Raw genomic sequence first — 20,980 nt, forward strand, 5'->3', positions numbered from 1 at the left:
ATGAATAATGAGATCAAGGTCGTAATTGTAACTGGCATGAGTGGAGCTGGAAAAACAGTTGCGGCCCAGTGCTTTGAAGATATGGGATATTTCTGTGTCGATAATATGCCGCCAGCGCTATTTGCCAAATTTTGGGAATTGATTATCAATAATTCATCAATTAAAAAAATTGCTTTAGTAATTGATTTAAGGTCCAACGTATTCTTCGATCAGGTTAGTGAGTTTCTTAATTTTTTGGCTGAAAAAACGCATCAGGTCAAAATCATCTTTCTTGATGCAACTGACGAAACATTAGTAGCTAGGTATAAGGAAACTAGACGAAATCATCCTTTAGCGCCGGAAGGCCGTTTGATGAGTGGAATTATAAGAGAACGTGAGCTATTAAGCGGTGTCCGAAAAAAAGCACAGCTTGTTATTGATACCACTAATTTAAAGCCAAACGGTTTAAGACAGCAGATTTATAATTCTTTTCAAGAAGGAAAAGAAGCGCCTTTCTTCATTGAAATTATAAGTTTTGGTTTTAAATATGGGATTCCCATTGATGCTGATGACGTCATTGATGTTCGTTTTATTAAAAATCCTTTTTATGTTGAAAAATTAAAACGGCTGACAGGACTTGACCAAGAAGTACGGGATTATGTGATGGAACAGCCTGAAACTGAGTCATTCTATCAGCGCTTTTATCAATTGATTAAAGAAATGATTCCAGGATATAAAAAGCAGGGTAAAGAGAATTTGACTATTGCAGTTGGCTGTACTGGTGGTCAGCACCGTTCGGTTGCAATTGCTCAAAGACTTCATGATGACCTTGCTGGTAGTTATTCGGTAGATGTTACTCACCGTGATATGAAAAAAGAAACGCGGGAACAATAAGATGAGTAGAGAAAATAGAATTGTTAGGGTTATTAAAGGCCGCCGGCCAAATATTGTTGTAATTGGTGGCGGAACTGGCTTACCAGTTGTTTTACGCAGTTTAAGAGATCTTAATGCTAATCTGACAGCGATTGTTACAGTTGCAGATAATGGCGGTTCATCAGGAATCATTAGGAACTATATGAACGTAGTGCCGCCGGGAGATATTCGAAATGTTTTGGTTTCACTATCGGATTTACCAAAAGAAGAGTTAGATATTTTTCAATATCGTTTCCAAAGTAATGATTCGTTTTTTTCAGGTCATGCAATCGGGAATCTAATAATTGCAGCACTTTCTGAAATGCGAGGCGGTATTTATCCAGCAATTCAGGTCCTATCCCGTATGATGCAGGTAGACGGTCACGTGTATCCAGCAAGTAATATTCCACTGACTCTGCACGCTGAATTTACTGATGGGACAACAGCAGTAGGTGAAAGACAAATTGTTGAATCAGAAAAATTGATTTCGCGAGTTTGGGTTAAAGAAATAGAAAGTGGTCGTGAACCACATGCGGTTGATGCGGTAATTCAATCAATTTTAGATGCCAACGTGGTAATTTTAGGACCCGGCAGTTTGTTTACCAGTATTTTGCCTAATTTGATGATTTCAAATCTAGGTGAAGCACTGGTTAAAACTAAAGCGCAGGTTGTCTATATTTGTAATTTAATGACTCAACAGGGTGAAACAGAGCACTTTACTGATGCTATGCACATTGAGGTATTAAATCGCCATCTGAAAAAAAATTGTATTAATACAGTTTTAGTAAATAATGGTAAGATTCCAGAACGTTATTTAAAACATCCTACGGGTGATGGGTATCTAGAACCAGTGGCTGATGATTTTCAGGCGTTAAGAAAATTAGGCGTTAAAGTTATCATGGATGATTTTCTAGATTTACGAGAAAATGGCGTGTATCATAACGGAGAGAAAATAGCGAAAGAAATTTTAGACTTATCTTTCTCTAACGATAATTAACGAGGTAAAGTGATGTCTTTTGCTCAAGATGTAAAAAAAGAGCTAACACTTGTTCCTATTGAAGAGACTAATTCTGATAGTGAATTACTAGCATTAATGATGCTGACTGGTTCAATTCATATTATTGATCAAAGATTGGTTTTGGAATTAAAAACCGAAAATTCTTCTACTTCTCGGCGGATTTATGTGCTTTTTAAAAAGATATTTAATCTTGAACCAATAGTAATTGTGACCAAAAAGAATAAGCTGCAGAAAAATAGCCAATTCATTATCAGAATTATTGAGGGTACAGATAAGATTATGGATAAATTTCAGCTTTCCTTGGATCATAATCTTACACGTGCCGCAATTAAATTTACAAATACTCCAGAAAAAAGAGCAAGCTTTTTAAGAGGAGCTTTTTTGGCGACTGGGAGTGTAAACGATCCGAAACAGTCTAGTTATCATCTGGAAATAGCAACTCAATATCAAGAGCAGGCAAAACAAATTCAGTCAGTTATGAAAAAACTGGATTTTAATTCTAGAATTACCAAAAGACGTAACGGCTATATTGTTTATCTTAAAGAAGCAGAAAAGATCAGTGATTTATTACAAATTACGGGAGCAACTGAATCAATGCTTCATTTTGAAGATGAACGAATTGTTAGAGATATGAGAAATTCCGTTAATCGAGTCGTAAATTGCGAGACAGCCAATATTAATAAAACAATTGCTGCTGCTCAGCACCAAATTGAAAATATTAAAATAATTTTTCAAGTAAAAGGAGTTCAAGATTTTCCTGAACGGTTATTAAGTGTTGCTGAAATGCGTCTTAAGTATCCAGAAGCTTCAACAGATCAGCTAAGCCAGCTTTTAAAGGATGAAACGGGAGAAACGGTTAGTAAATCGGGGGTTAATTATCGCCTTCGAAAAATTAATACTCTCGCTCAGCAGTTAAAAGGTAAATAATTTAATTTTTTTGCGTAATTTTTATACGGGTAGGAAAACACTATTCAAAAAATTACGAAAAAGGAAATTAAATGATTAAAAAAACTGCACCATCGAGTGATTTACAGTTCAAAAAACTGTTTGGGAGTCCAGAAAACGAATGGATTCTTGTTGCTTTCATTAATGATCTTTTAGATCTTGATGTTGAATCTGCGAAAGTTGGCAATCCATATAATATTAGGTCCTTTCATAAAAATTCAGGGCTTCAGGTCACAGAAGTTGATGTTATCGCTCGTTTAGCCGACGGAACATTAGTGACAATTGAAATGCAGATTGCTCACAAGGCTTTCTTTATTGAAAGATTAATGCACTATCTAGCTGAAAAATATAGTTCTAATTTTGGTATTGAGAAACTGGAAAAAATAAAAAACGGCAGACATGAAGTTAAATATAGCTCATTAAGACCGGTATACTCAATTAATATTTTATATTATAATCAGTTTCAAGAAGATGATGAGCCACTGCATACCTTTGTTCCATATGATATTAAAAATAAGACCATATTAAAAAGTGAAGATGGACGTCCGATTTGGACGGTTGTTACTTTAGAACTTTTAAAACCATCAGAAAAACTCAAAGGTAATTCAGGTTACTGGCATGAATTTTTAAAAAAGGGTAACGCGGCAAATAAAGCACCAAAACATGTAAAAGCCGCCAGCAAAATAGTGGAATATACTAATTTGTCAAAGGAGGAACAAGCAATGTTAGATGCAGCACAACGAGCAAAAGCAGATCAGGAAGCAGAGTTTGCTTACCAATGGATTAAGGGTGAACAATCGGGAATTGCTAAAGGCGAAAAGTCAGGAATCGCTAAAGGCAGACAAGAGGGTATTAAAGAGGGAGTTCAGGAAGGTATTAAAGAAACTGCCCGAAAAATGCTGAAAAAGAAAATGTCCTTTGAAGATATTCAAGAGTTAACCGGGTTAACTCAAACAGAAGTTGAGAAGTTAAGTAAGGAATAGAATTAAAGAGCGAATGGCAACCTGCCGCTTCGCTCTTTTTTTAATTAATTTGCTTTTTGATAAAATCTCGATAGGCTTTGTCTTCTACAGTTTCTTTAACTACGATGTTTTCTGGATTAATTGAAGAAGTTTTCAAGTCATCTTCGGACATTTCTAAATAATGAGTGATCGTTGCATTACCGATTAGTTCCATCCAGTAATTACTATCATCATGATGAACACGAGTTTGAACGTAACCGCCAGGATTAGAGACAGTTAACAATTGGTTAAAAGCTTCAAATTCTGGGTAGTTGAGGGCAAAAGCTAAGCTAGTAGCTGACATTCCAGTACCACATGCGTTAGTAAATCCCACCCCGCGTTCAAATGTTCTGACAAATAAATGATTATGATCGATTATCTGGGAAAAGTTGACATTAACACCTTCTGGAAAATAAGGATTTTTGCCATTTAAAAATGTACCCAATTGTTCCAATTTATCACTATTCATCACTTTTTGATCAACAAAACTAATTAAATGCGGATTGGGCACCGCAATTGATGTGAATTTCAATTCGGGATCAATTGGCAAAAGTTTGCGGTTAATGATCTCGTTTGTCTCAAGATTATCAAATGGAAGATCTTTTTTAGCAAAACTGACTGGGCTAATTTCAACACTCATGCAAGAAACATTGTCAGACCAGTCAAGTTCTCGTTTAACTTGTAAATCTGCATTTTGAGTTTCAACCAAAAATTGGTCCTCATGATATTTATCGCTTAAGTAACGAGCGACCGTTCTTAATCCATTACCGCACATCGAAGCAATTGAGCCGTCAGCATTGATGACCTGCATTTTACCAAGAGTGCCCGGATGTTTAGAATCGCTCACCACCAACAAACCGTCCGCACCATTTAAAATCTGGTTTTGCGGATTTGTCAGATATTTAGCTAATTTAACCAATTGGGATTGAGTAAGCGGGCTATCCAAAATAGTTTGATCTAGTAAGAAAAAAGAATTCTCAGAACCATGAACTTTTTGAATTTGAACCATTATTTGTCCTCCGTAAAAAAGTTTTGATAAATTTGGGCTACTGCTTTAGGAGCATCGGCTTGTTTAGTTCCTAACATGATTGAAATTCGAGAAGCCCCTTGATTAATCATATGAATTGCAATATTTTTTTGGGCTAAAGGTTCAACAATCTTCTTAAGGACGCCAATTTTGTTCCGCATACCTTCGCCAACAACCATAATAATCGCATAATCATCAATCCATTCTAAATGGTCTGGTTTAAGGGTTTGTTTAATTTCTTCACACATTTTTTCTTTCAACTCATCAGTGAATTGATCTTTGTCGAAAATAACTGTTAAATCGTCAATTCCAGAGGGCATATGTTCATATGAAATATGATATTTATAAAAAATTTCCAAAAGTTTAAGAGTAAAACCAGTTTCTTTGTTCAACATGTAACGATGCAGATAAATTGCTGCAAAATGGTTAGAACTAGCGACCCCCGTAATTGTATATTGCGGTTTAAAATCTTTTTCTGGTACTACAAGAGTTCCCGGAAAATCAGGGTGATTAGTGTTTTTTACATTAATTGGGATTTTAGCTTCAATGGTGGGGATCAATGCTTCATCGTGAAATACTGAAAATCCTGTATATGATAGTTCTCGTAGTTCCCGGTAGGTCATTGATTTAATTGGAACGGGATTAGCAACCAACTTAGGATTTACAGCATAAACCGCATTAACGTCGGTAAAATTTTCGTAAATATCAGCAGCTAAACCTTTAGCCATAATTGCCCCGGTTATATCTGATCCACCTCTTGAAAAAGTAGCAATTTCGTTATTTTCGGTGATCCCATAAAACCCTGGAACGACTAATATTTCTTCGCGATTTTGCCAATCAGTCAAATTGGAATAGGTCTGCGGAAGAACGTGGGCATTATGCGGATCGTTGGTGACAATTAAACCTGCTTCTTTGGGATCCAGAAATTGACTGGGCATTCCTTTTTTCTGCAAAATTGTTGTTAATAATTGGGCGTTTAACTTTTCTCCATGAGCCTTAAAAGAAGCAACTAAAAAATCAGAACTGGAAAATTGCTGACCTGAAAGATTGAGCAGTTCTTGTTTTAAAGGTTGTAAAAGTTCGGCTGGAATCTGAAAATAATCACCAATTTCTTGATATCGCTGCCAAATATCTTCGGTGATTTTAGCCGTTTCTTTTTGAGCTAAAACGGCTTTGGCATATTTAATTAACAAATCGGTTACTTTGATATCATCTTCGAAACGTTTGCCCGGAGCAGAAGTGATAACAACTTTTCGACTTGGATCGGCCTGTAAAATTTTAATTACTTTTTGAAGCTGGGAGCCGGATGCTAATGAACTTCCCCCAAATTTAACAACTTTCATATTTAACCCCTTAGATTAATTAATTGAAGCCGCCTTTTTTGCTATTAAAAATACCCTCTCTTTCGAAAGGGTACTTGAGTTTTCGCTAAACTAAACTGACGAAAGCGCTCCGCAAATATTTTGCGACAGTCTGTAATTTGTTCAATTACAGCCCAGCTAATTAATCTTCGCAACGATTAACGCTTCGGCAGTTTTCCCTTTCACCCCGGTCATCGCCTTTGCGAAAGCTTACGGGGATACTCTTGTTAACTGCAACCTCTTCGATAACAAGAATGATATTATTAAATAAATTTGAAATCAAGTGTTTTATTTTGAATTTGATTAATATTTTATGCAAAGCGTTAATTCAAGGTTTTAAAAAGTTTGCTTTTAAGAAAATAAAAATGTGCAGAACTTTAAAAGATTTTTTATTTGTTACGTCAAGTTTTTGTCTTTGAGGAAAAAAATTTTAACAGTTTTGAAAAAAGCTTGATTTAATGACTAAATAATAATATGATTCTTGTTATCGAAGAGGTTGCGGCCAACATGATTAACGATGGGAGCTTACGCAAGAGCGTTGAACATCGTGAAAGGGGAGGCTGCCGAAGCGTTAATCGTTGCGAAGATTAATTAGCTGGGCTGTAATTGAACAAATTACAGACTGTCGCAAAATATTTGCGGAGCGCTTTCGTCAAGTTAATACAAGAAGATTAATTTAGTTTAACGAAAATACGAAGACTCTTTCGATTGCGTAAGCAGTAAAAAGGGTCTTTTTTAGTAGGGAGAAGCTTTAATGCAGGATGAAAATTATACTGTCAATGAAAAAGGACATTTAACAATTGGTGGAGTTGATGCTCTTGATCTAGCTGCTCAATTTAAAACACCGCTCGTAGTTTATGATGTTTCTCAAATTAAAAAGCAAATTCGAGCCTTTCAATTGGCTTTTGAAAAAAGAAATGTTAATGCTGTTGTCAGCTATGCTAGTAAAGCATTTAGTGCAATTGCAATTTATCAAGTTGTTAATCAGATGAATGCCCATATTGATGTTGTATCAGGTGGAGAATTGTATACGGCAATCAAAGCCAATTTTCCGATGAAAAACGTTAGTTTTCATGGCAATAATAAATCAGTTGAAGAACTGGAAATGGCTGTTGAAAATAAGGTTGGGGTAATCGTTGTTGATAACTTTTATGAAATTGACTTATTAAGTCAAATTTTGAAATTCCGCTCTGAAAAAATAAAAGTGATGCTTAGGCTCACCCCTAACGTGAGTGCCCACACTCATGAATATATTCAAACCGGTCAAGCAGATAGTAAATTTGGTTTTGATGTAAAATCAAATCAAGCTTCTGAAGCGTTGAGAATGGTTTTGGAAAATCCCCAAATGGAATTAATTGGTTTTCACGCTCATATCGGCTCCCAGATTTCAGCAGTAGAAGGCTTTAAGATGGAAGTGCAAAACTTAATGAAAATTGTTCATAAATGGTCGCAAGATTTTCATTATCAGCCGCAAGTTTTAAATTTAGGCGGCGGTTTTGGAATTCGCTATACCGAGCTTGATCAAGTGTTAGCACCAGAAATATTTGTAAACGCAATTGTGGATGAATTAATTGATCAATGCAATAAGTATCAGTTAAAACAACCGGCAGTTTGGATTGAACCGGGGCGTTCAATCGTTGGTCCAGCAGGATATAGCTTGTATACGATTGGTTCCCGCAAAGAGATCCCAGATCTAAAGTCCTATCTAACAGTTGATGGAGGAATGGGAGATAATATTAGACCAGCTTTATATCAAGCAAAATACGAAGCAGTTTTGGCTAATAACCCAAAAGCTCCGATTAAAGAAACCGTTCATATTGCAGGGCGTTATTGTGAATCAGGCGATATTTTAATTGATGAACAAAGCCTGCCGGAAACAAAGCCCGGTGACGTGTTGGCAATTCTAGCTACTGGAGCATACGGCTATAGCATGGCTTCAAATTATAATCGAGTTCCACGGCCTGCTGTCGTGTTTGTTGAAAATGGAAAAGCACAGTTAGTAATTAAACGTGAAACATATGATGATTTAACAAGCCGAGATTGTGAATATCAAAAGGAGAACTAATAATGAAAGATTTATCTGCAGAAGAAATTATTAAATTTATCGGGAATGCGAAGAAGACAACACCTGTTAAAGTTTATGTTAAAGGTGACTTAGTTAATCTTAAATGGCCAGAATCGGTAAAAACTTTTATCGAAAATAAAACTGGAGTTGTTTTTGGCGATTGGGAAGATTTAGAACCATTTATAGAGCAGCACCAATCTGAAATTAAAGACTACAAAATCGAAAACATTGCTCGTAACTCAGCGGTTCCTTTGCTTGATTTAAAAAATATTAATGCCCGAATTGAACCAGGAGCTTTGATTCGTGATCAGGTAACGATTGGTGACAATGCAGTAATCATGATGGGGGCGGTAATTAATATCGGTGCCAAGGTCGGAAACGGTGCCATGATTGATATGAATGCCGTTCTTGGCGGAAGGGCCATTGTCGGGGATAATGCCCACGTTGGAGCAGGGGCGGTAATTGCGGGAGTGATTGAGCCAGCTTCGGCTAAGCCTGTAAAAATTGGAGAAAAAGTTCTGATTGGAGCTAATGCGGTAGTTTTAGAAGGAGTTGAAATTGGAGCCGGGGCAGTAGTTGCAGCCGGTGCTGTTGTAACAGAAGACGTCAAACCTAAAACAGTAGTTGCGGGAGTCCCAGCACGGGTGATTAAAGAAATTGATCAAAAAACCACCAGTAAAACTGGCATTGAAACTGATCTCAGAAAGCTGTAACAACGATGTTAAATTCAGATCAATTAATTGAAATTCGAAGGGATTTACACCAGATTCCAGAGTTAGCGCTTAAAGAAAACGAAACTCATTGCTATCTTAAAAAGATCATTGCTCAAATGGATCAAACTAATTTAGAAATCAAGACTTCTCCTGATCTTCAAACAGCTTTATTAGTAAGAGTTAAAGGGAGTGATCCCAATAAAACAATTGGCTATCGAACAGATATTGATGCGCTGCCGGTAAATGAACAAACGGGTTTATCGTTTGCTTCTAAAAATTCAGGGGTAATGCATGCCTGCGGTCACGATTTTCATATGACAGTGGCGTTAGGAATTTTGAGCTACTACAGTGAAAATCAACCCAAAGATAATTTGCTTTTCTTTTTTCAGCCAGCAGAAGAAAGTGAAAATGGCGGAAAATTAGCTTACGAGCAAGGACTTTTAACTGATGATTGGCTGCCGGATGAAATCTATGCAATTCATGTGACACCAGATTTGCCCGCAGGAACGATCGGATGCCGCATGGGTACTTTATTTGCTGGGACGACCGAAGTTAATATTGATTTAAGGGGAAAAGGAGGACACGCAGCCTATCCGCAGGCTGCTAATGATATGGTGGTAGCAGCTGCTGAAATGATTGGTCAGATTCAAACGATTGTATCCCGCAGTATTAACCCAATTGAAGGCGGGGTAATAACAATTGGCAAAATTTCAGCCGGAACAATTCGGAACGTTATTGCAGGAAGTGCCCATATGGAAGGTACAATTCGTGGTCTTACTCAGAAAATGATTTTGTTAATCGATCAGCGAATTCAAGAAGTTGGTGCAGGGATTGCCAAAAGTTTCAATGCCGAGGTTACTGTTGAGCTGAATCAGGGTGGTTATCTGCCAGTTGAAAATGATCCTGTTTTGACTAAAGAATTAATCACCTATATGCAGGAGAATTCAGAGATTCAATATGAAGAAACTGAACCCGCGATGACGGGTGAAGATTTTGGTTATCTGTTATCAAAAATTCCGGGGACGATGTGCTGGTTAGGCGTTGAGGATGATTCTCAGCTGCATTCAGCAACTTTTAACCCGCAAGAAAGTGCGATTTACGCAGGAGTTAAGGCTTTTATTGGTTATTTTAATAAACGAATGAAGGCAGGAAAGAAGAATTAGATGAATAATTTTAAAGATGCAGATATTATCACCGCAATTATCACGCCGTTTAAGGAAAATGGTGAGATTGATTATCAAGGTTTAGAAGAACTGACGGAGCATTTGCTTGAAACTGGCAGCCGCGGTTTCGTCATCGGCGGGACGACAGGTGAAGGCGCAACGCTCACGCATGATGAAAAAATTGAACTTTTTAAGCAGTTTGCTGAGATGATTCATGGACGAGTTCCGGTTATTGCAGGCACAGGAAGTAATAATACAGCTCAAACAATTGAATTCACGAATGAAGTCAGCTCAATTAAAGGCATTGATATGGCATTAATAGTCGCACCATATTACAATAAGCCAAATCAAAGAGGCATCAAGGCTCATTTTAAAGCCATTACTGATAACTGTGATTTACCTTTGATGATTTATAATATTCCGGGTCGCACGGGAATTACAATTTCTAATGAAACAATCATTGAAATGGCAAAAAATCCCAAAATCAAGGGAGTTAAACAGTGCACATCATTAGAAGACCTAGCCATGATTATTGAAGAAACTGACGATGATTTTTTGACTTATACGGGTGAAGATCCGCAGTCACTTGCAGCTAAAACGATTGGCGCGGCCGGAGTAATTTCTGTTGCCAGCCATATTTATGGAAAAACAATGCGTGAAATGTATGATGCTTTAGCTCAAGGCAAGATTGCCAAAGCCGGCAAACTGCAAAGAATGTTAATCCCTAAAATGCAGGGCTTATTCCTTTATCCTTCACCTTCACCAGTAAAAGCGATCTTAAATGCGCAAGGATATGCCAGTGGAGCATGTCGCCTGCCGATTGTAGATTTGGATTCTTCTGAGAAAGAAAAATTAGCGCAGGTATTAGGTGTAACAGATTTAGGAGTTAAAGAATGAAAAAAATCATTATTGCCGGAATCACCGGTTCGATGGGGAAGCAAACGGAGAAGTTAGTATCAAGCTTAAAGGACTGTGAGCTGGTAGGTGCATTTGCTCCTCATTTAGATGACAATTTAGATCTGCCTGCAGGGACTAAACTTTTTAGTGATTTAAAAGATTGTGATATCGAAGCAGACATTTGGATTGATTTTACAGTCCCCAGCGCCGTATTTGAAAACACTAAATTTGCGATTGAGCATAAGATGCGTCCCATTATTGGCACTAGCGGATTAGATGATAGTCAAATTTCTGAATTGCAAAATCTAGCAGCTATTAATGGTATTGGCGGGATTATTGCCCCTAATTTCGGTTTATCAGCGGTCTTATTGATGAAATTTGTTAAAGAAGCTGCTAAATATTTTCCAGATGCTGAAGTTATTGAAATGCATCATGCAGATAAGTTAGATGCCCCGTCAGGGACTGCAATTAAGACCGCTCAGATAATTGCCGAAAGCCGTAACCCAGAAGATATAACTGAAAAAACTTTAGAACAAAATCCTGCCCGGGGAGCAGATTATGAAGGAATTAAAATTCATTCAGTTCGTTTACCCGGATACGTTGCGCATGAACAGGTCCTTTTTGGCGGTCCCGGTGAAGCTTTAACAATTAGACAGGATTCCTTTGACCGATCTTCTTTCATGCAGGGAGTTAAAGTAGCAATTGAGCAGGTTATGAATTTAACGAAGCTTATTGTTGGATTAGAAAAAATATTATAAAAGGTGGTGGAGAGATGCCTCAATTAGCAAACGATTTATTAAAAATAGCACAATCAAATAATTTAAAAGAAATTCCGCCTTCGGGAATTAGAGCTTTCGATGTGAAAGTAAATGAGATCCCGGATGTTTTGAAACTGACACTTGGCGAACCCGATTTAAATACGCCGGAACATATTAAGCAGGCGGCAGTAGATAGTATTTTAAATAATGATTCTCATTATTCTTCGCAAGGGGGACGCCTGAACTACGTCTTGCAATCAGCCATTATTTAAAACGAACCGAAGGTTTGGACTATGATCCTGAAACCGAAATCGTGGTAACAATTGGGGCAACTGAAGCATTAACGGCAATAATGATGACATTTTTTAATCAGGGTGATGAAATAATTGTTCCAACACCTTCTTATGCTCTTTATTTTCCAATTATTCAGTTAACAAAAAGTAAAGTTGTTTCAATCAACACTTCAATGACTGATTTTGTTTTAACGCCAGAATCCTTAGAACAATCATTAAAAGAACACCCAAAGGCAAAAGTAATTATTTTAAATTATCCGACTAATCCGACTGGACGGGAATATTCAGCCGATAATCTTCAAAAAATCGCAGAAATTATAAGAAAACACCACTTATACGTGATTTCAGATGAAATCTACAGTGAGTTAGTTTATGGCATGCCTCATACCTCAATTGCTCGTTATATTCCCGAACGCACGTTAGTTGTAAATGGACTCTCTAAGTCGCATGCGATGACAGGTTATCGGGTGGGCTACGTTGCAGGTCCTGCCGAACTTGTAAAATGGATTCTTGAAATGCATGCTTTTATGGTTACGGCACCTTCCAATCCAGCACAGGCAGCAGCCGTTGAAGCCTTAGAAAACGGAGCAGACGACCCATTAGAATCACGAAAAATATATCAAAGACGGCGTGATTATCTTGTGAAGTCTTTAAATGAGATGGGACTTGAAACAGTCGAAAGTGATGGAGCATTTTATATGTTTGTCAAAATTCCTGCACAGTACGGACAAGATGACCAGGCTTTTGCGTGGGATCTAGCAAGTAAAGGAAAAGTTGCCGGAATTCCAGGCAATTCATTTGGGGAAGGCGGCAAAAGATATATCAGATTCTCTTATGCAGCTAGTGATGAGACGCTTAAAGAAGCTATGAAACGAGTTAAAGAGTTCATGGCTAAGGAGATTAAATAGTAATGAAAGAAGATTATGTAGTAGCTATTTTAGGGGCAACCGGAGCAGTAGGAAGTCGTTTAATGAGCGAACTTGCTTATTCCGAAATTCCTGTTAAAATTCTAAAGCTTTTGGCATCAAAACGTTCTGCGGGCAAGAAAATCAAATATCAAGATCAAGTTATTGAGGTCGAAGAAGCAAGACCAGAATCGTTTGAGGGTGTTGATTTAGTCTTATCTTCTGCCGGTGGCGACGTTTCAAAGCGTTTGCTGCCGGAAGCTGTAAAACGAGGGGCAGTTTGTGTGGATAACACTAGTGCTTTTCGAATGGATCCGACGGTTCCTTTAATAGTTCCCGGAGTTAATGACGAAGAACTTGTTCATCACAAGGGAATTATTGCCAATCCCAATTGTTCGACGATCCAAATGGTCGCTGCTTTAAATCCGATTTATCAAAAGTACGGTTTAAAACAAATTATTGTTTCGACGTATCAAGCAGTATCAGGAGCAGGACAGTCAGCGTGGAATGAGATGCTTGATGAGGCTAAGGAGTACTTAGAAAACAAGCCGATGAAAGCCGAAATTCTCCCAACTAAAGGAGATCTTCACCACTATCCATTAGCATTTAACCTTCTGCCGCAGATTGACGTCTTTGAAGACGATGGCTACACGCATGAAGAATGGAAAATGATTCATGAAACGAAGAAAATTCTTTTAAACGACATGAATGCACCAGACCTTAAAGTAACGGCTACGTGCGTGAGAGTGCCAGTTGCAGTCGGTCACGGGGAATCAGTGTATTTCACGGTAAATGATTCAAAAGCAACGGTCGATGAAATACGTTCGTTGATGGCACAAACAAAGGGATTGGTTATTGAAGATGATCCTAAAGAACAAATTTATCCGCAGCCCCTTAATGCCGAAGGTAAAAGAGAGACGTTCATCGGCAGAATTAGAGCTGACATAGAAAACCCGAGAGCATTTCAGATGTGGGTAGTGGCTGATAATTTGATGCGGGGAGCTGCCAGCAACACGGTAGAAATTGCAGCAAGTTTAGTTAAAAGAAATTTAATCTAAAAGATATTGTTGATAAAAAGATCTGAAGGAAATCCTACAGACCTTTTTATTCCTTACCAGTATGATTAAATTCAATGGCTCTCTCAATTGCTTTGGCAACGCCAGCATTATTGTTGGTATCAGTCTGCCAATGAGCGATCTTCTTGATGTCATCAATGGCGTTTCCCATTGCGACAGAGTATCCAGCGTATTCAATCATTGTTGTATCATTGACATTATCCCCTAAGGTCATAACATTTTCAGCACCAAGACCTTTTTGTTCAGCATACTTTTTAAGAGCAATTCCTTTTTGTCCATTGATATCATTAATTTCAATGTTGTAAGTTGAACTAGAAGTAATAACCACTCCTGGATTAGGTTCAGCAAGTAAATCTTTTTTTACTGCATCAAATTTCACGGTTGATTGAGTATCAAATGCAATAATTTTAAATACTTTTATGTTCGGATCACTAAGAATTTCATCGTAATTTTCGACATATTTTATATTCATCAGCTCAATTCTCGCAGACGACAAGGCAACCGCAAGTTTGAAGGGAGTACCAGGGTTTAGGTTAGAGATTAGCCCTGCAATATTATTGATTCTTTTAACTTTGTCATCAGAGTATATTCCATTACTAGTTACAACTTCAAAGTAAAGATCTTGATTTATTAGAGATTGAACCACTTTTTTAGTCCAAACAGGTTTTAAAGGAAATTCAACTTGAACAACGCCTTTTTCGTCGAAAACCTGTCCGCCGTTTAAAGTTATAAAAGCTGAGTTCAAATTATATTTTTCTAAAAGTGGCTTTGCTTCTGTAATCCCCCGGCCAGTTGCGATCATGAATTCAATTCCTTCGGCTTGCGCTTTTTTAATCGCAGCAATGTTTTCTTCGGGAATCACGAGGTCGTGATTTAAAAGAGTTCCGTCCATGTCTGAGGCAATTAATTTAATCATAAAATAATCTCTCCTTTTCTGTCCAAATTTTATCATAATGTCGTACAATAAACATAATGACTATGCAAACGAATTCAAAAAAAAAGTTAGAAGTAATTGGCAATTCTTGGGATCAGCTGCTTAATGAGGAAATCAATAAGCCTTATTTTGGTGAGCTTTTGAAATTTTTAAATGCAGAGGAAGCGAAGTATACAATATATCCTCCTCGCGGCAGTATTTTTAATGCCTTTAAGTGGACGCCCATTGAAAATGTTAAAGTAGTGATCGTTGGTCAGGATCCATATCATGGACCGAATCAAGCAATGGGAGCAAGCTTTTCGGTTCAGCCGACAGCGAAAATTCCACCGTCACTGGTTAATATTTTTAAAGAATTACAATCGGATTTGAATTTACCGATTCCTGACAATGGTGATTTAAGCCAGTGGGGAAAACAAGGGGTTCTGTTATTGAATGCAGTTTTAACGGTGAGAGACGGAGCTGCCAATTCTCATCAAGGTCATGGTTGGGAGTACTTTACAGACACAGTCATTAAATTTTTGTCTAAGCGTGGCGGAATTGTCTTTATTTTATGGGGAAATTTTGCTAAAAAGAAAGAGGAGCTAATTGACTTAGATCGTAATTTTGTGATCAAAAGCTCGCATCCAAGTCCGTTTTCTGTAACCTACGGATTTTTTGGTTCACGTCCTTTTTCTAAAACTAATGGATATTTAAAACAAATTGGCAAGACTCCCATTGACTGGGATCTTACTAAAGGAGATTAAAATGAATGTTATCGATGAGTTAAAAACTAAGATTAAAGGGAAAAATTTGAGAATTGTCTTCCCGGAAGCAACTGAAGAAAGAAATTTACGGGCAATCGCTTTATTAAATCAGGAAAAGTTAATAAAAACCATTTTGGTTGGGAAAAAATCAGAAATTGAAGAAGCTGCAAGTAAACTGCATGTTGATTTAAGCAGCAGTGAAATTGTTGATCCCGCAAGTGACCCAGACTTTAATGCAACGGTTGATGCCTTTGTCGATCGACGCAAAGGGAAAGCTACAAAAGAAGACGCGGAGAAACTCCTGCTTGATCCAATTTATTATGCTACGATGATGACCTATTTAAATCGAACTGACGGGTTAGTATCAGGAGCAATTCATTCAACTGCAGATACGGTACGTCCTGCTTTACAGATTATTAAAACTAAAGAAGGTGTCAGCAGAGTCAGCGGAGCTTTTCTGATGGAAAAGGAAAATGAAAAATACTTAATGGCCGATTGTGCTATTAATATTGAACCTGATTCCCAAACGTTAGCCGAAACAGCACTTCAGTCAAAATTAACGGCTCAGATTTTTAATATTGATCCTAAAATTGCTTTGCTTAGTTTTTCAACTAAAGGTTCAGCTAAAGCTCCGCAAGTAGATAAAGTAAGAGAAGCAACTGAATTAGTACAAAAAATGGATCCCGCGGGTTCTTACGATGGAGAATTACAGTTTGATGCTGCTTTTGTTCCGGAAGTAGCAAAATTAAAAGCTCCTGATTCTAAGGTTGCCGGTCAAGCAAATGTCTTTATTTTCCCTAGTCTTGAAGCAGGAAATATTGGCTATAAGTTAACGCAGCGCTTGGGAGGCTTTCGAGCTTTAGGACCGATTTTACAAGGACTTAATCGTCCCGTATCAGATCTTTCTCGAGGATGCAGTAAAGAAGATATTGTTGAAATTGCAATTGTAACGGCAGCCTTAGCCCTAATTGATGATGGAAATTAAACTTTCTAATTTAACTGACACAAATAAATTAGGCACATTAATTGCGCAAGATTTAAAAGGCGGCGAGAAAATATTTTTAGTTGGTGATTTAGGAGCCGGGAAAACCACGCTTACTCAGCAACTTGCACGTAGTTTAGATATCAAGGAAATTGTTAACAGCCCTACTTTTATGTTGGTTAAAGAATATCATTCTGGGCGCTTGCCCTTAATCCATCTAGATCTTTATCGATTGAAAAACTTATCAGAAGAAGATGAAGAGATGGTTGAGGAATATGATGATGGACAAAATGTTCTGGTGATTGAGTGGGGAGAACAGATAATTGATAATTATCCTGATTCACTAGTTCTTTATTTTAGTGAAATTAATGGTGACAAGCGCGTAGTAGACATTAAGAATTCTTCAGAAAATTTAACAGCAAAAATAAAAAAGAATTGGATTTAAGTCCAATTCTTTTTTATCCTCTTACTAGGCCTTTTAAAACATAATCGCCAAAATGCTCTTCTTGGATTAACAGAATTTTGGCACAAGCAATTGCATCATCAATTGATCGATGGTGATGGGGTAATTGAATGTTTAAATAGTCAGTCATTGCATCTAGCGAATGACGCCGGATTTCGGGATATAGTTTTCTAGAAGTGGTTACGGTATCAATGCTTAAAACGGGATCAAAGTAGATGTTGTAGTAGTTGGCAGTAGCTTTTAAAACTCCTAAATCAAATGGAGCATTGTGAGCGGCAACTAGACAATCCCGCTGAAAGAAAAACTTAATATGAGGCCAAATTTGATCAAATGTTGGAGCATTAGCAACGTCTTCGTTAGAGATGCCATGAATTCTTTGCGTGTCGGGAGAAATTGGTGTCGGTGGTTTGATCAGCGAATAAAAGGAATCTTGAATTTTACTGTGGCGGACAACCGCAAGCCCTAAAGAACAGGCGCTGTTACGTTCATTATTAGCAGTTTCAAAATCAATTGCTACGAAATTCATTGTCATAACACTTACTCCGTAATTAGCTCAACCGGGCAGTGGTCAGAACCAGTATATTCATTTAAAATTTTAGCTTCTTTTATTTTATCCGGACTTGAAATTAAGAAATAATCGATTCTCCAGCCCGCGTTCGTTTCTCTTGCATGTCCGCGGTAACTCCACCATGAATATTTTCTTTCATCTGGATATAATTTTCGAAAACTGTCGGTAAAACCAGAAGAAAGCAGTTCAGTCATCTTATTTCTTTCTTCGTCAGTAAATCCAGCGTTATGATGATTAGTTTTAAAGTTTTTTAAATCAATTTCTTCGTGAGCAACATTAAGGTCTCCACAAATGATGACGGTTTTCTTTTCTTTAAGTTTACCAACGTATTCTCTAAAAGCATCTTCCCATTTCATTCGGTATTCCAGCCGTTTTAGCTCAGAGCCAGAATTAGGAGTGTAACAGCAGATTAGATAGAATTCAGGGTATTCTAATCTGATAATTCGCCCTTCGTTATCAAATTCAGCTTGGTCAATTCCAAGGTGAACATCAAGCGGTTTAATTCTTGTAAAAATTGCGGTGCCAGAATATCCTTTTCGTTCGGCGTAGTTAAAGTATTGCGTGTATCCCGGAAGATCAAGGGAGACTTGACCTTCCTGCATTTTAGTTTCCTGAAGACAGACAAAATCTGCGTCAAATTCTTTAAATTGATTCATAAAATCTTTTTTTAAAACAGCTCTAAGGCCGTTAACGTTCCACGAAATAAATTTCATATTGTTTTCTCCAAAAGAGTAGTGTTAATTTCTAATTTTAACAAGATCAGGTTTTTTAGCAACTATAGAGTATATTTGATCCAATGTTTTAAGTTTAAAAGAATTTTCAAATTTATCAATTTTTACCGCCAAGTTTAAAATGTTAAAATACATTATAGGAGGCGATCTTGTGAAAATAAGTGCAAAAAGTATTGCTGATACATATACATTAAGTAATAAAGTTGAAATTCCCATAATTGGTTTTGGAACTTGGCAGACAAAGAATGGTCAGGAAGCGTACGATTCTGTAAAATGGGCACTTTCTTCGGGATACCGTCATATTGATACAGCAGCCATTTATAAAAATGAAATTTCAGTGGGTCAAGCGATCCACGATTCTAACATTAAAAGAGAAGATCTTTTTATAACTACAAAATTGTGGAATTCACAGCGCGAGTCCTATGATAATGTTTTAAGAGCGTTTAATGATTCTTTGGTTCGCTTAAAACTTGATTACGTTGATTTATATTTAATTCATTGGCCAGTTTCAATTGAATTTTCTCATGACTGGCATAAAGTAAATGCTGAAACTTGGCGGGCGATGGAAGACATCTATAAATCTGGACGCGCTCGTGCAATTGGAATTAGCAATTTTCGCGAAAATCACATTTTAGAATTAAAAAAGACTTGGGAAATTGCTCCAATGGTTAACCAAATTTTTCTAAATCCGGGAGATCCAGAAACCGATTTAGTGAAAATGAATCAGGAATTAGGCATTTTAACCGAAGCATACTCTCCATTAGGGACTGGAAAATTACTGCATAACCCTATACTGGAGAAAATTTCTGCCGCTCATTATAAGACCGTCCCGCAAATTTTAATTCGGTGGAGTTTAGAACAGGGTTATCTGCCGCTTCCTAAGTCAACGCATGAACGATATATAAAATCTAATATTGAAGTTTTTGATTTTGAATTGAGCTCACAAGATTATGCTCAATTAGAGACCTTAGCTGGAAAAACCGATCAGCATCAAAATCCAGATACTTTTAATTTATACCGACCTTTACCTTTTATCTAAGCATTTACGTAATGTTTAGATAGGAGGATATTAAATGATTTTTCTTAATTATTTTTTGGGAGCCTCAATCGGCTCCTTTTTTTGTCTAATCTATGAAAGAACCAACAAAAATTTATCAATTATAACACCTCGGTCACATTGTGATTACTGCGGCCATGTTTTGGGAATTTTAGACCTAATTCCAAGTGTTAGTTATCTGCTGTTTGGCAGGCGATGCCGTTATTGCCATCAAAAATATAACTCACATTCTTTTCAAGTTGAGTTGTATTTAGGTCTTTCATTTTTGCTTCTTTATTTTAATTTTTATTGGCAGGTTTTAATAGTTGAGCTGGTTTTGAGTTACTGCTATTTAACAGACCTCGGTGAAATGAAGATTTTCACTTGGATGCCGATAATTTTGACATTATTACTGCTGCCAACCCAATATTTAAAAGTTGGTGAAAGCTTGATTTTAATTTTTATAGTTGGGACAATAAGCTTATTTACTCAAGGAATGGGAATTGGTGATCTTTTACTATTATTTCCCATTTCCTTAGTTTTAGGTATAGAAAAAGCTTTAGAGCTAATATTAATTTCCTGTCTTTTGATTTTGGCGTTATATTGGAAAATTAGTCCAAAAAAGAAAATTGCCTTTGTTCCCTATTTAACTTGGGGTTTTCTAATCATCCAGATTTTAACTCTTGTAAGCGGTTGAATTATAATGCAAAATAGAATTAATAATGAAGAGGTCAAAAATGAAAACATATAAACTCAACGACTTTACAAAACTCATTGATGTTACAAACTTGAATAATTGTACAACTTATCCTGATCTAGAAAAAGTCTGCGATGAAGCCAAACAAAATGAATTTAATTCAATTATTGTACACTCAGGGCAAGTTAAATTCTGTGCCGATTATTTAGAAAATAGTGAGGTCAAAGTCGGAGCAGCGGTTAGTTTTCCACATGGTCAAGTGAGTATTCCAACCAAAGCTTTTGAAACCGAAGATGTGATTTCAAACGGGGCAAAAGAAGTTGAATATGTTGTTAATTTAACGGAATTTAAAGCAGGGCATGATGACTACGTCAAAACAGAGATGAATGTAGTTTGGTCTCTCTGTCAAACGTGGGATATTGTAGGAAAAGTCATCATAAATAGCAACCACCTATCTAAAGAAGAAATTGAACGAATAGCAAAAATTGCGTTAGAAGTGAAAATAACAGCTATTAAAACTGATTTAGGTGATAAACAGCTAGAAGATGTGAGGCTGATAAAAAATTTAGTTGGTGATGAAATTAAGATCGAAGCAACTGATCCCATGGCTTCACTAGAAGATACGATTTTATTGCTTGAAGCTGGCGCTGATCGACTTAGTACAGCTAATGGAGTAAAAATTTTAGATGAAGCAAAAGAGAAATTATAGAGAG

Annotated in this window: 21 protein-coding genes, 1 pseudogene and 2 riboswitches; of the genes and pseudogenes, 17 read left to right on the forward strand and 5 right to left on the reverse strand. The window is 37.0% G+C overall.

Going from position 1 to position 20,980, the window contains the following annotated elements; genetic code table 11:
* The 4 genes from rapZ to R8749_RS01870 all read left to right on the forward strand — a co-directional run bounded on the left by rapZ (position 1) and on the right by R8749_RS01870 (position 3,837).
* Positions 1-873, forward strand: coding sequence for an RNase adapter RapZ (gene rapZ / locus R8749_RS01855; protein ID WP_317697451.1), 873 nt, complete (start codon positions 1-3; stop codon positions 871-873).
* A gap of 1 nt (position 874) precedes the next feature.
* Positions 875-1,888 (forward strand): gluconeogenesis factor YvcK family protein, encoded by a 1,014-nt coding sequence (locus tag R8749_RS01860; RefSeq protein WP_317697453.1) that lies wholly within the window; start codon positions 875-877, stop codon positions 1,886-1,888.
* A gap of 12 nt (positions 1,889-1,900) precedes the next feature.
* The gene (gene whiA, locus R8749_RS01865; RefSeq protein WP_317697455.1) at positions 1,901-2,836 is read left to right on the forward strand and encodes a DNA-binding protein WhiA; all 936 of its coding nucleotides are present in this window, start codon (positions 1,901-1,903) and stop codon (positions 2,834-2,836) included.
* Positions 2,837-2,907: 71 nt separating this feature from the next.
* Positions 2,908-3,837: an Rpn family recombination-promoting nuclease/putative transposase gene (locus R8749_RS01870; protein WP_317697457.1), complete on the forward strand. Its 930-nt coding sequence runs from the start codon at positions 2,908-2,910 to the stop codon at positions 3,835-3,837.
* Positions 3,838-3,877: 40 nt separating this feature from the next.
* Here the strand turns inward: R8749_RS01870 and dapF are convergent, their stop codons facing one another.
* Together dapF and R8749_RS01880 are read right to left on the reverse strand one after the other, a co-directional pair.
* Positions 3,878-4,864: a diaminopimelate epimerase gene (dapF, locus tag R8749_RS01875; protein WP_317697459.1), complete on the reverse strand. Its 987-nt coding sequence runs from the start codon at positions 4,862-4,864 to the stop codon at positions 3,878-3,880.
* Entirely contained in the window at positions 4,864-6,225 is a 1,362-nt protein-coding gene (locus tag R8749_RS01880) for an aspartate kinase (RefSeq protein WP_317697463.1), read from the reverse strand. The genes dapF and R8749_RS01880 overlap by 1 nt, the downstream gene beginning before the upstream one ends.
* A 94-nt stretch (positions 6,226-6,319) precedes the next feature.
* Positions 6,320-6,494: riboswitch (Lysine riboswitch) on the reverse strand.
* Positions 6,495-6,725: 231 nt separating this feature from the next.
* Positions 6,726-6,900, forward strand: a riboswitch (Lysine riboswitch).
* Positions 6,901-6,997: 97 nt separating this feature from the next.
* Here R8749_RS01880 and lysA point away from each other — a divergent pair.
* From lysA to R8749_RS01915, 7 genes and pseudogenes are all read left to right on the forward strand, one after another.
* A complete protein-coding gene (gene lysA / locus R8749_RS01885) occupies positions 6,998-8,308 on the forward strand; it encodes a diaminopimelate decarboxylase (protein ID WP_317697465.1) in 1,311 nt (436 codons plus the stop codon).
* Between the two features lie 2 nt (positions 8,309-8,310).
* Positions 8,311-9,021 carry a 2,3,4,5-tetrahydropyridine-2,6-dicarboxylate N-acetyltransferase gene (gene dapD / locus R8749_RS01890; protein WP_317697467.1) on the forward strand — a complete coding sequence of 237 codons (711 nt, stop codon included), beginning with the start codon at positions 8,311-8,313 and terminating at the stop codon, positions 9,019-9,021.
* A gap of 5 nt (positions 9,022-9,026) precedes the next feature.
* Positions 9,027-10,184 (forward strand): N-acetyldiaminopimelate deacetylase, encoded by a 1,158-nt coding sequence (locus R8749_RS01895; RefSeq protein ID WP_317697469.1) that lies wholly within the window; start codon positions 9,027-9,029, stop codon positions 10,182-10,184.
* The gene (dapA, locus tag R8749_RS01900; protein WP_317697471.1) at positions 10,185-11,081 is read left to right on the forward strand and encodes a 4-hydroxy-tetrahydrodipicolinate synthase; all 897 of its coding nucleotides are present in this window, start codon (positions 10,185-10,187) and stop codon (positions 11,079-11,081) included.
* A complete protein-coding gene (gene dapB, locus R8749_RS01905) occupies positions 11,078-11,839 on the forward strand; it encodes a 4-hydroxy-tetrahydrodipicolinate reductase (RefSeq protein WP_317697473.1) in 762 nt (253 codons plus the stop codon). Before dapA ends, dapB begins: the two co-directional genes overlap by 4 nt.
* Positions 11,840-11,853: 14 nt before the next feature.
* Positions 11,854-13,040: pseudogene (locus R8749_RS01910) on the forward strand (aminotransferase class I/II-fold pyridoxal phosphate-dependent enzyme).
* 2 nt (positions 13,041-13,042) lie between these two features.
* Positions 13,043-14,095, forward strand: coding sequence for an aspartate-semialdehyde dehydrogenase (locus R8749_RS01915; RefSeq protein WP_317697476.1), 1,053 nt, complete (start codon positions 13,043-13,045; stop codon positions 14,093-14,095).
* A 46-nt stretch (positions 14,096-14,141) separates the two neighbouring features.
* Here the strand turns inward: R8749_RS01915 and R8749_RS01920 are convergent, their stop codons facing one another.
* A complete protein-coding gene (locus tag R8749_RS01920; RefSeq protein WP_317697478.1) occupies positions 14,142-15,029 on the reverse strand; it encodes a Cof-type HAD-IIB family hydrolase in 888 nt (295 codons plus the stop codon).
* 56 nt (positions 15,030-15,085) lie between these two features.
* On the opposite strand from R8749_RS01920, the gene R8749_RS01925 reads away from it, so the two are divergent.
* From R8749_RS01925 to tsaE, 3 genes are read left to right on the forward strand one after another with little or no spacing between them, the layout of a single operon-like run.
* Entirely contained in the window at positions 15,086-15,790 is a 705-nt protein-coding gene (locus tag R8749_RS01925) for a uracil-DNA glycosylase (protein ID WP_425613206.1), read from the forward strand.
* A gap of 1 nt (position 15,791) precedes the next feature.
* Positions 15,792-16,775: a phosphate acetyltransferase gene (pta, locus tag R8749_RS01930; protein WP_317697482.1), complete on the forward strand. Its 984-nt coding sequence runs from the start codon at positions 15,792-15,794 to the stop codon at positions 16,773-16,775.
* Positions 16,762-17,217, forward strand: coding sequence for a tRNA (adenosine(37)-N6)-threonylcarbamoyltransferase complex ATPase subunit type 1 TsaE (gene tsaE, locus R8749_RS01935; RefSeq protein WP_317697484.1), 456 nt, complete (start codon positions 16,762-16,764; stop codon positions 17,215-17,217). The genes pta and tsaE overlap by 14 nt, the downstream gene beginning before the upstream one ends.
* 13 nt (positions 17,218-17,230) lie before the next feature.
* Here tsaE and R8749_RS01940 read toward each other — a convergent pair whose 3' ends face one another.
* Together R8749_RS01940 and R8749_RS01945 are read right to left on the reverse strand one after the other, a co-directional pair.
* Positions 17,231-17,761 carry a 3'-5' exonuclease gene (locus R8749_RS01940; protein WP_317698486.1) on the reverse strand — a complete coding sequence of 177 codons (531 nt, stop codon included), beginning with the start codon at positions 17,759-17,761 and terminating at the stop codon, positions 17,231-17,233.
* An 11-nt stretch (positions 17,762-17,772) separates the two neighbouring features.
* Positions 17,773-18,516, reverse strand: coding sequence for an exodeoxyribonuclease III (locus R8749_RS01945; RefSeq protein ID WP_317697487.1), 744 nt, complete (start codon positions 18,514-18,516; stop codon positions 17,773-17,775).
* Between the two features lie 169 nt (positions 18,517-18,685).
* Between R8749_RS01945 and R8749_RS01950 the strand changes: the two genes are divergently transcribed.
* The 3 genes from R8749_RS01950 to deoC are packed head-to-tail and all read left to right on the forward strand — an operon-like array spanning position 18,686 to position 20,976.
* Complete coding sequence (locus tag R8749_RS01950; protein ID WP_317697490.1) at positions 18,686-19,573, forward strand: aldo/keto reductase; 888 nt, start codon at positions 18,686-18,688, stop codon at positions 19,571-19,573.
* Between the two features lie 34 nt (positions 19,574-19,607).
* Positions 19,608-20,267, forward strand: coding sequence for a prepilin peptidase (locus R8749_RS01955; RefSeq protein ID WP_317697492.1), 660 nt, complete (start codon positions 19,608-19,610; stop codon positions 20,265-20,267).
* 40 nt (positions 20,268-20,307) lie between these two features.
* Positions 20,308-20,976, forward strand: a complete 669-nt coding sequence (deoC, locus tag R8749_RS01960; RefSeq protein WP_317697495.1) for a deoxyribose-phosphate aldolase — start codon at positions 20,308-20,310, stop codon at positions 20,974-20,976.
* Positions 20,977-20,980 lie beyond the last annotated feature (4 nt).

This window comes from Xylocopilactobacillus apis (assembly GCF_033095965.1).
GTDB lineage: Bacteria > Bacillota > Bacilli > Lactobacillales > Lactobacillaceae > Xylocopilactobacillus > Xylocopilactobacillus apis.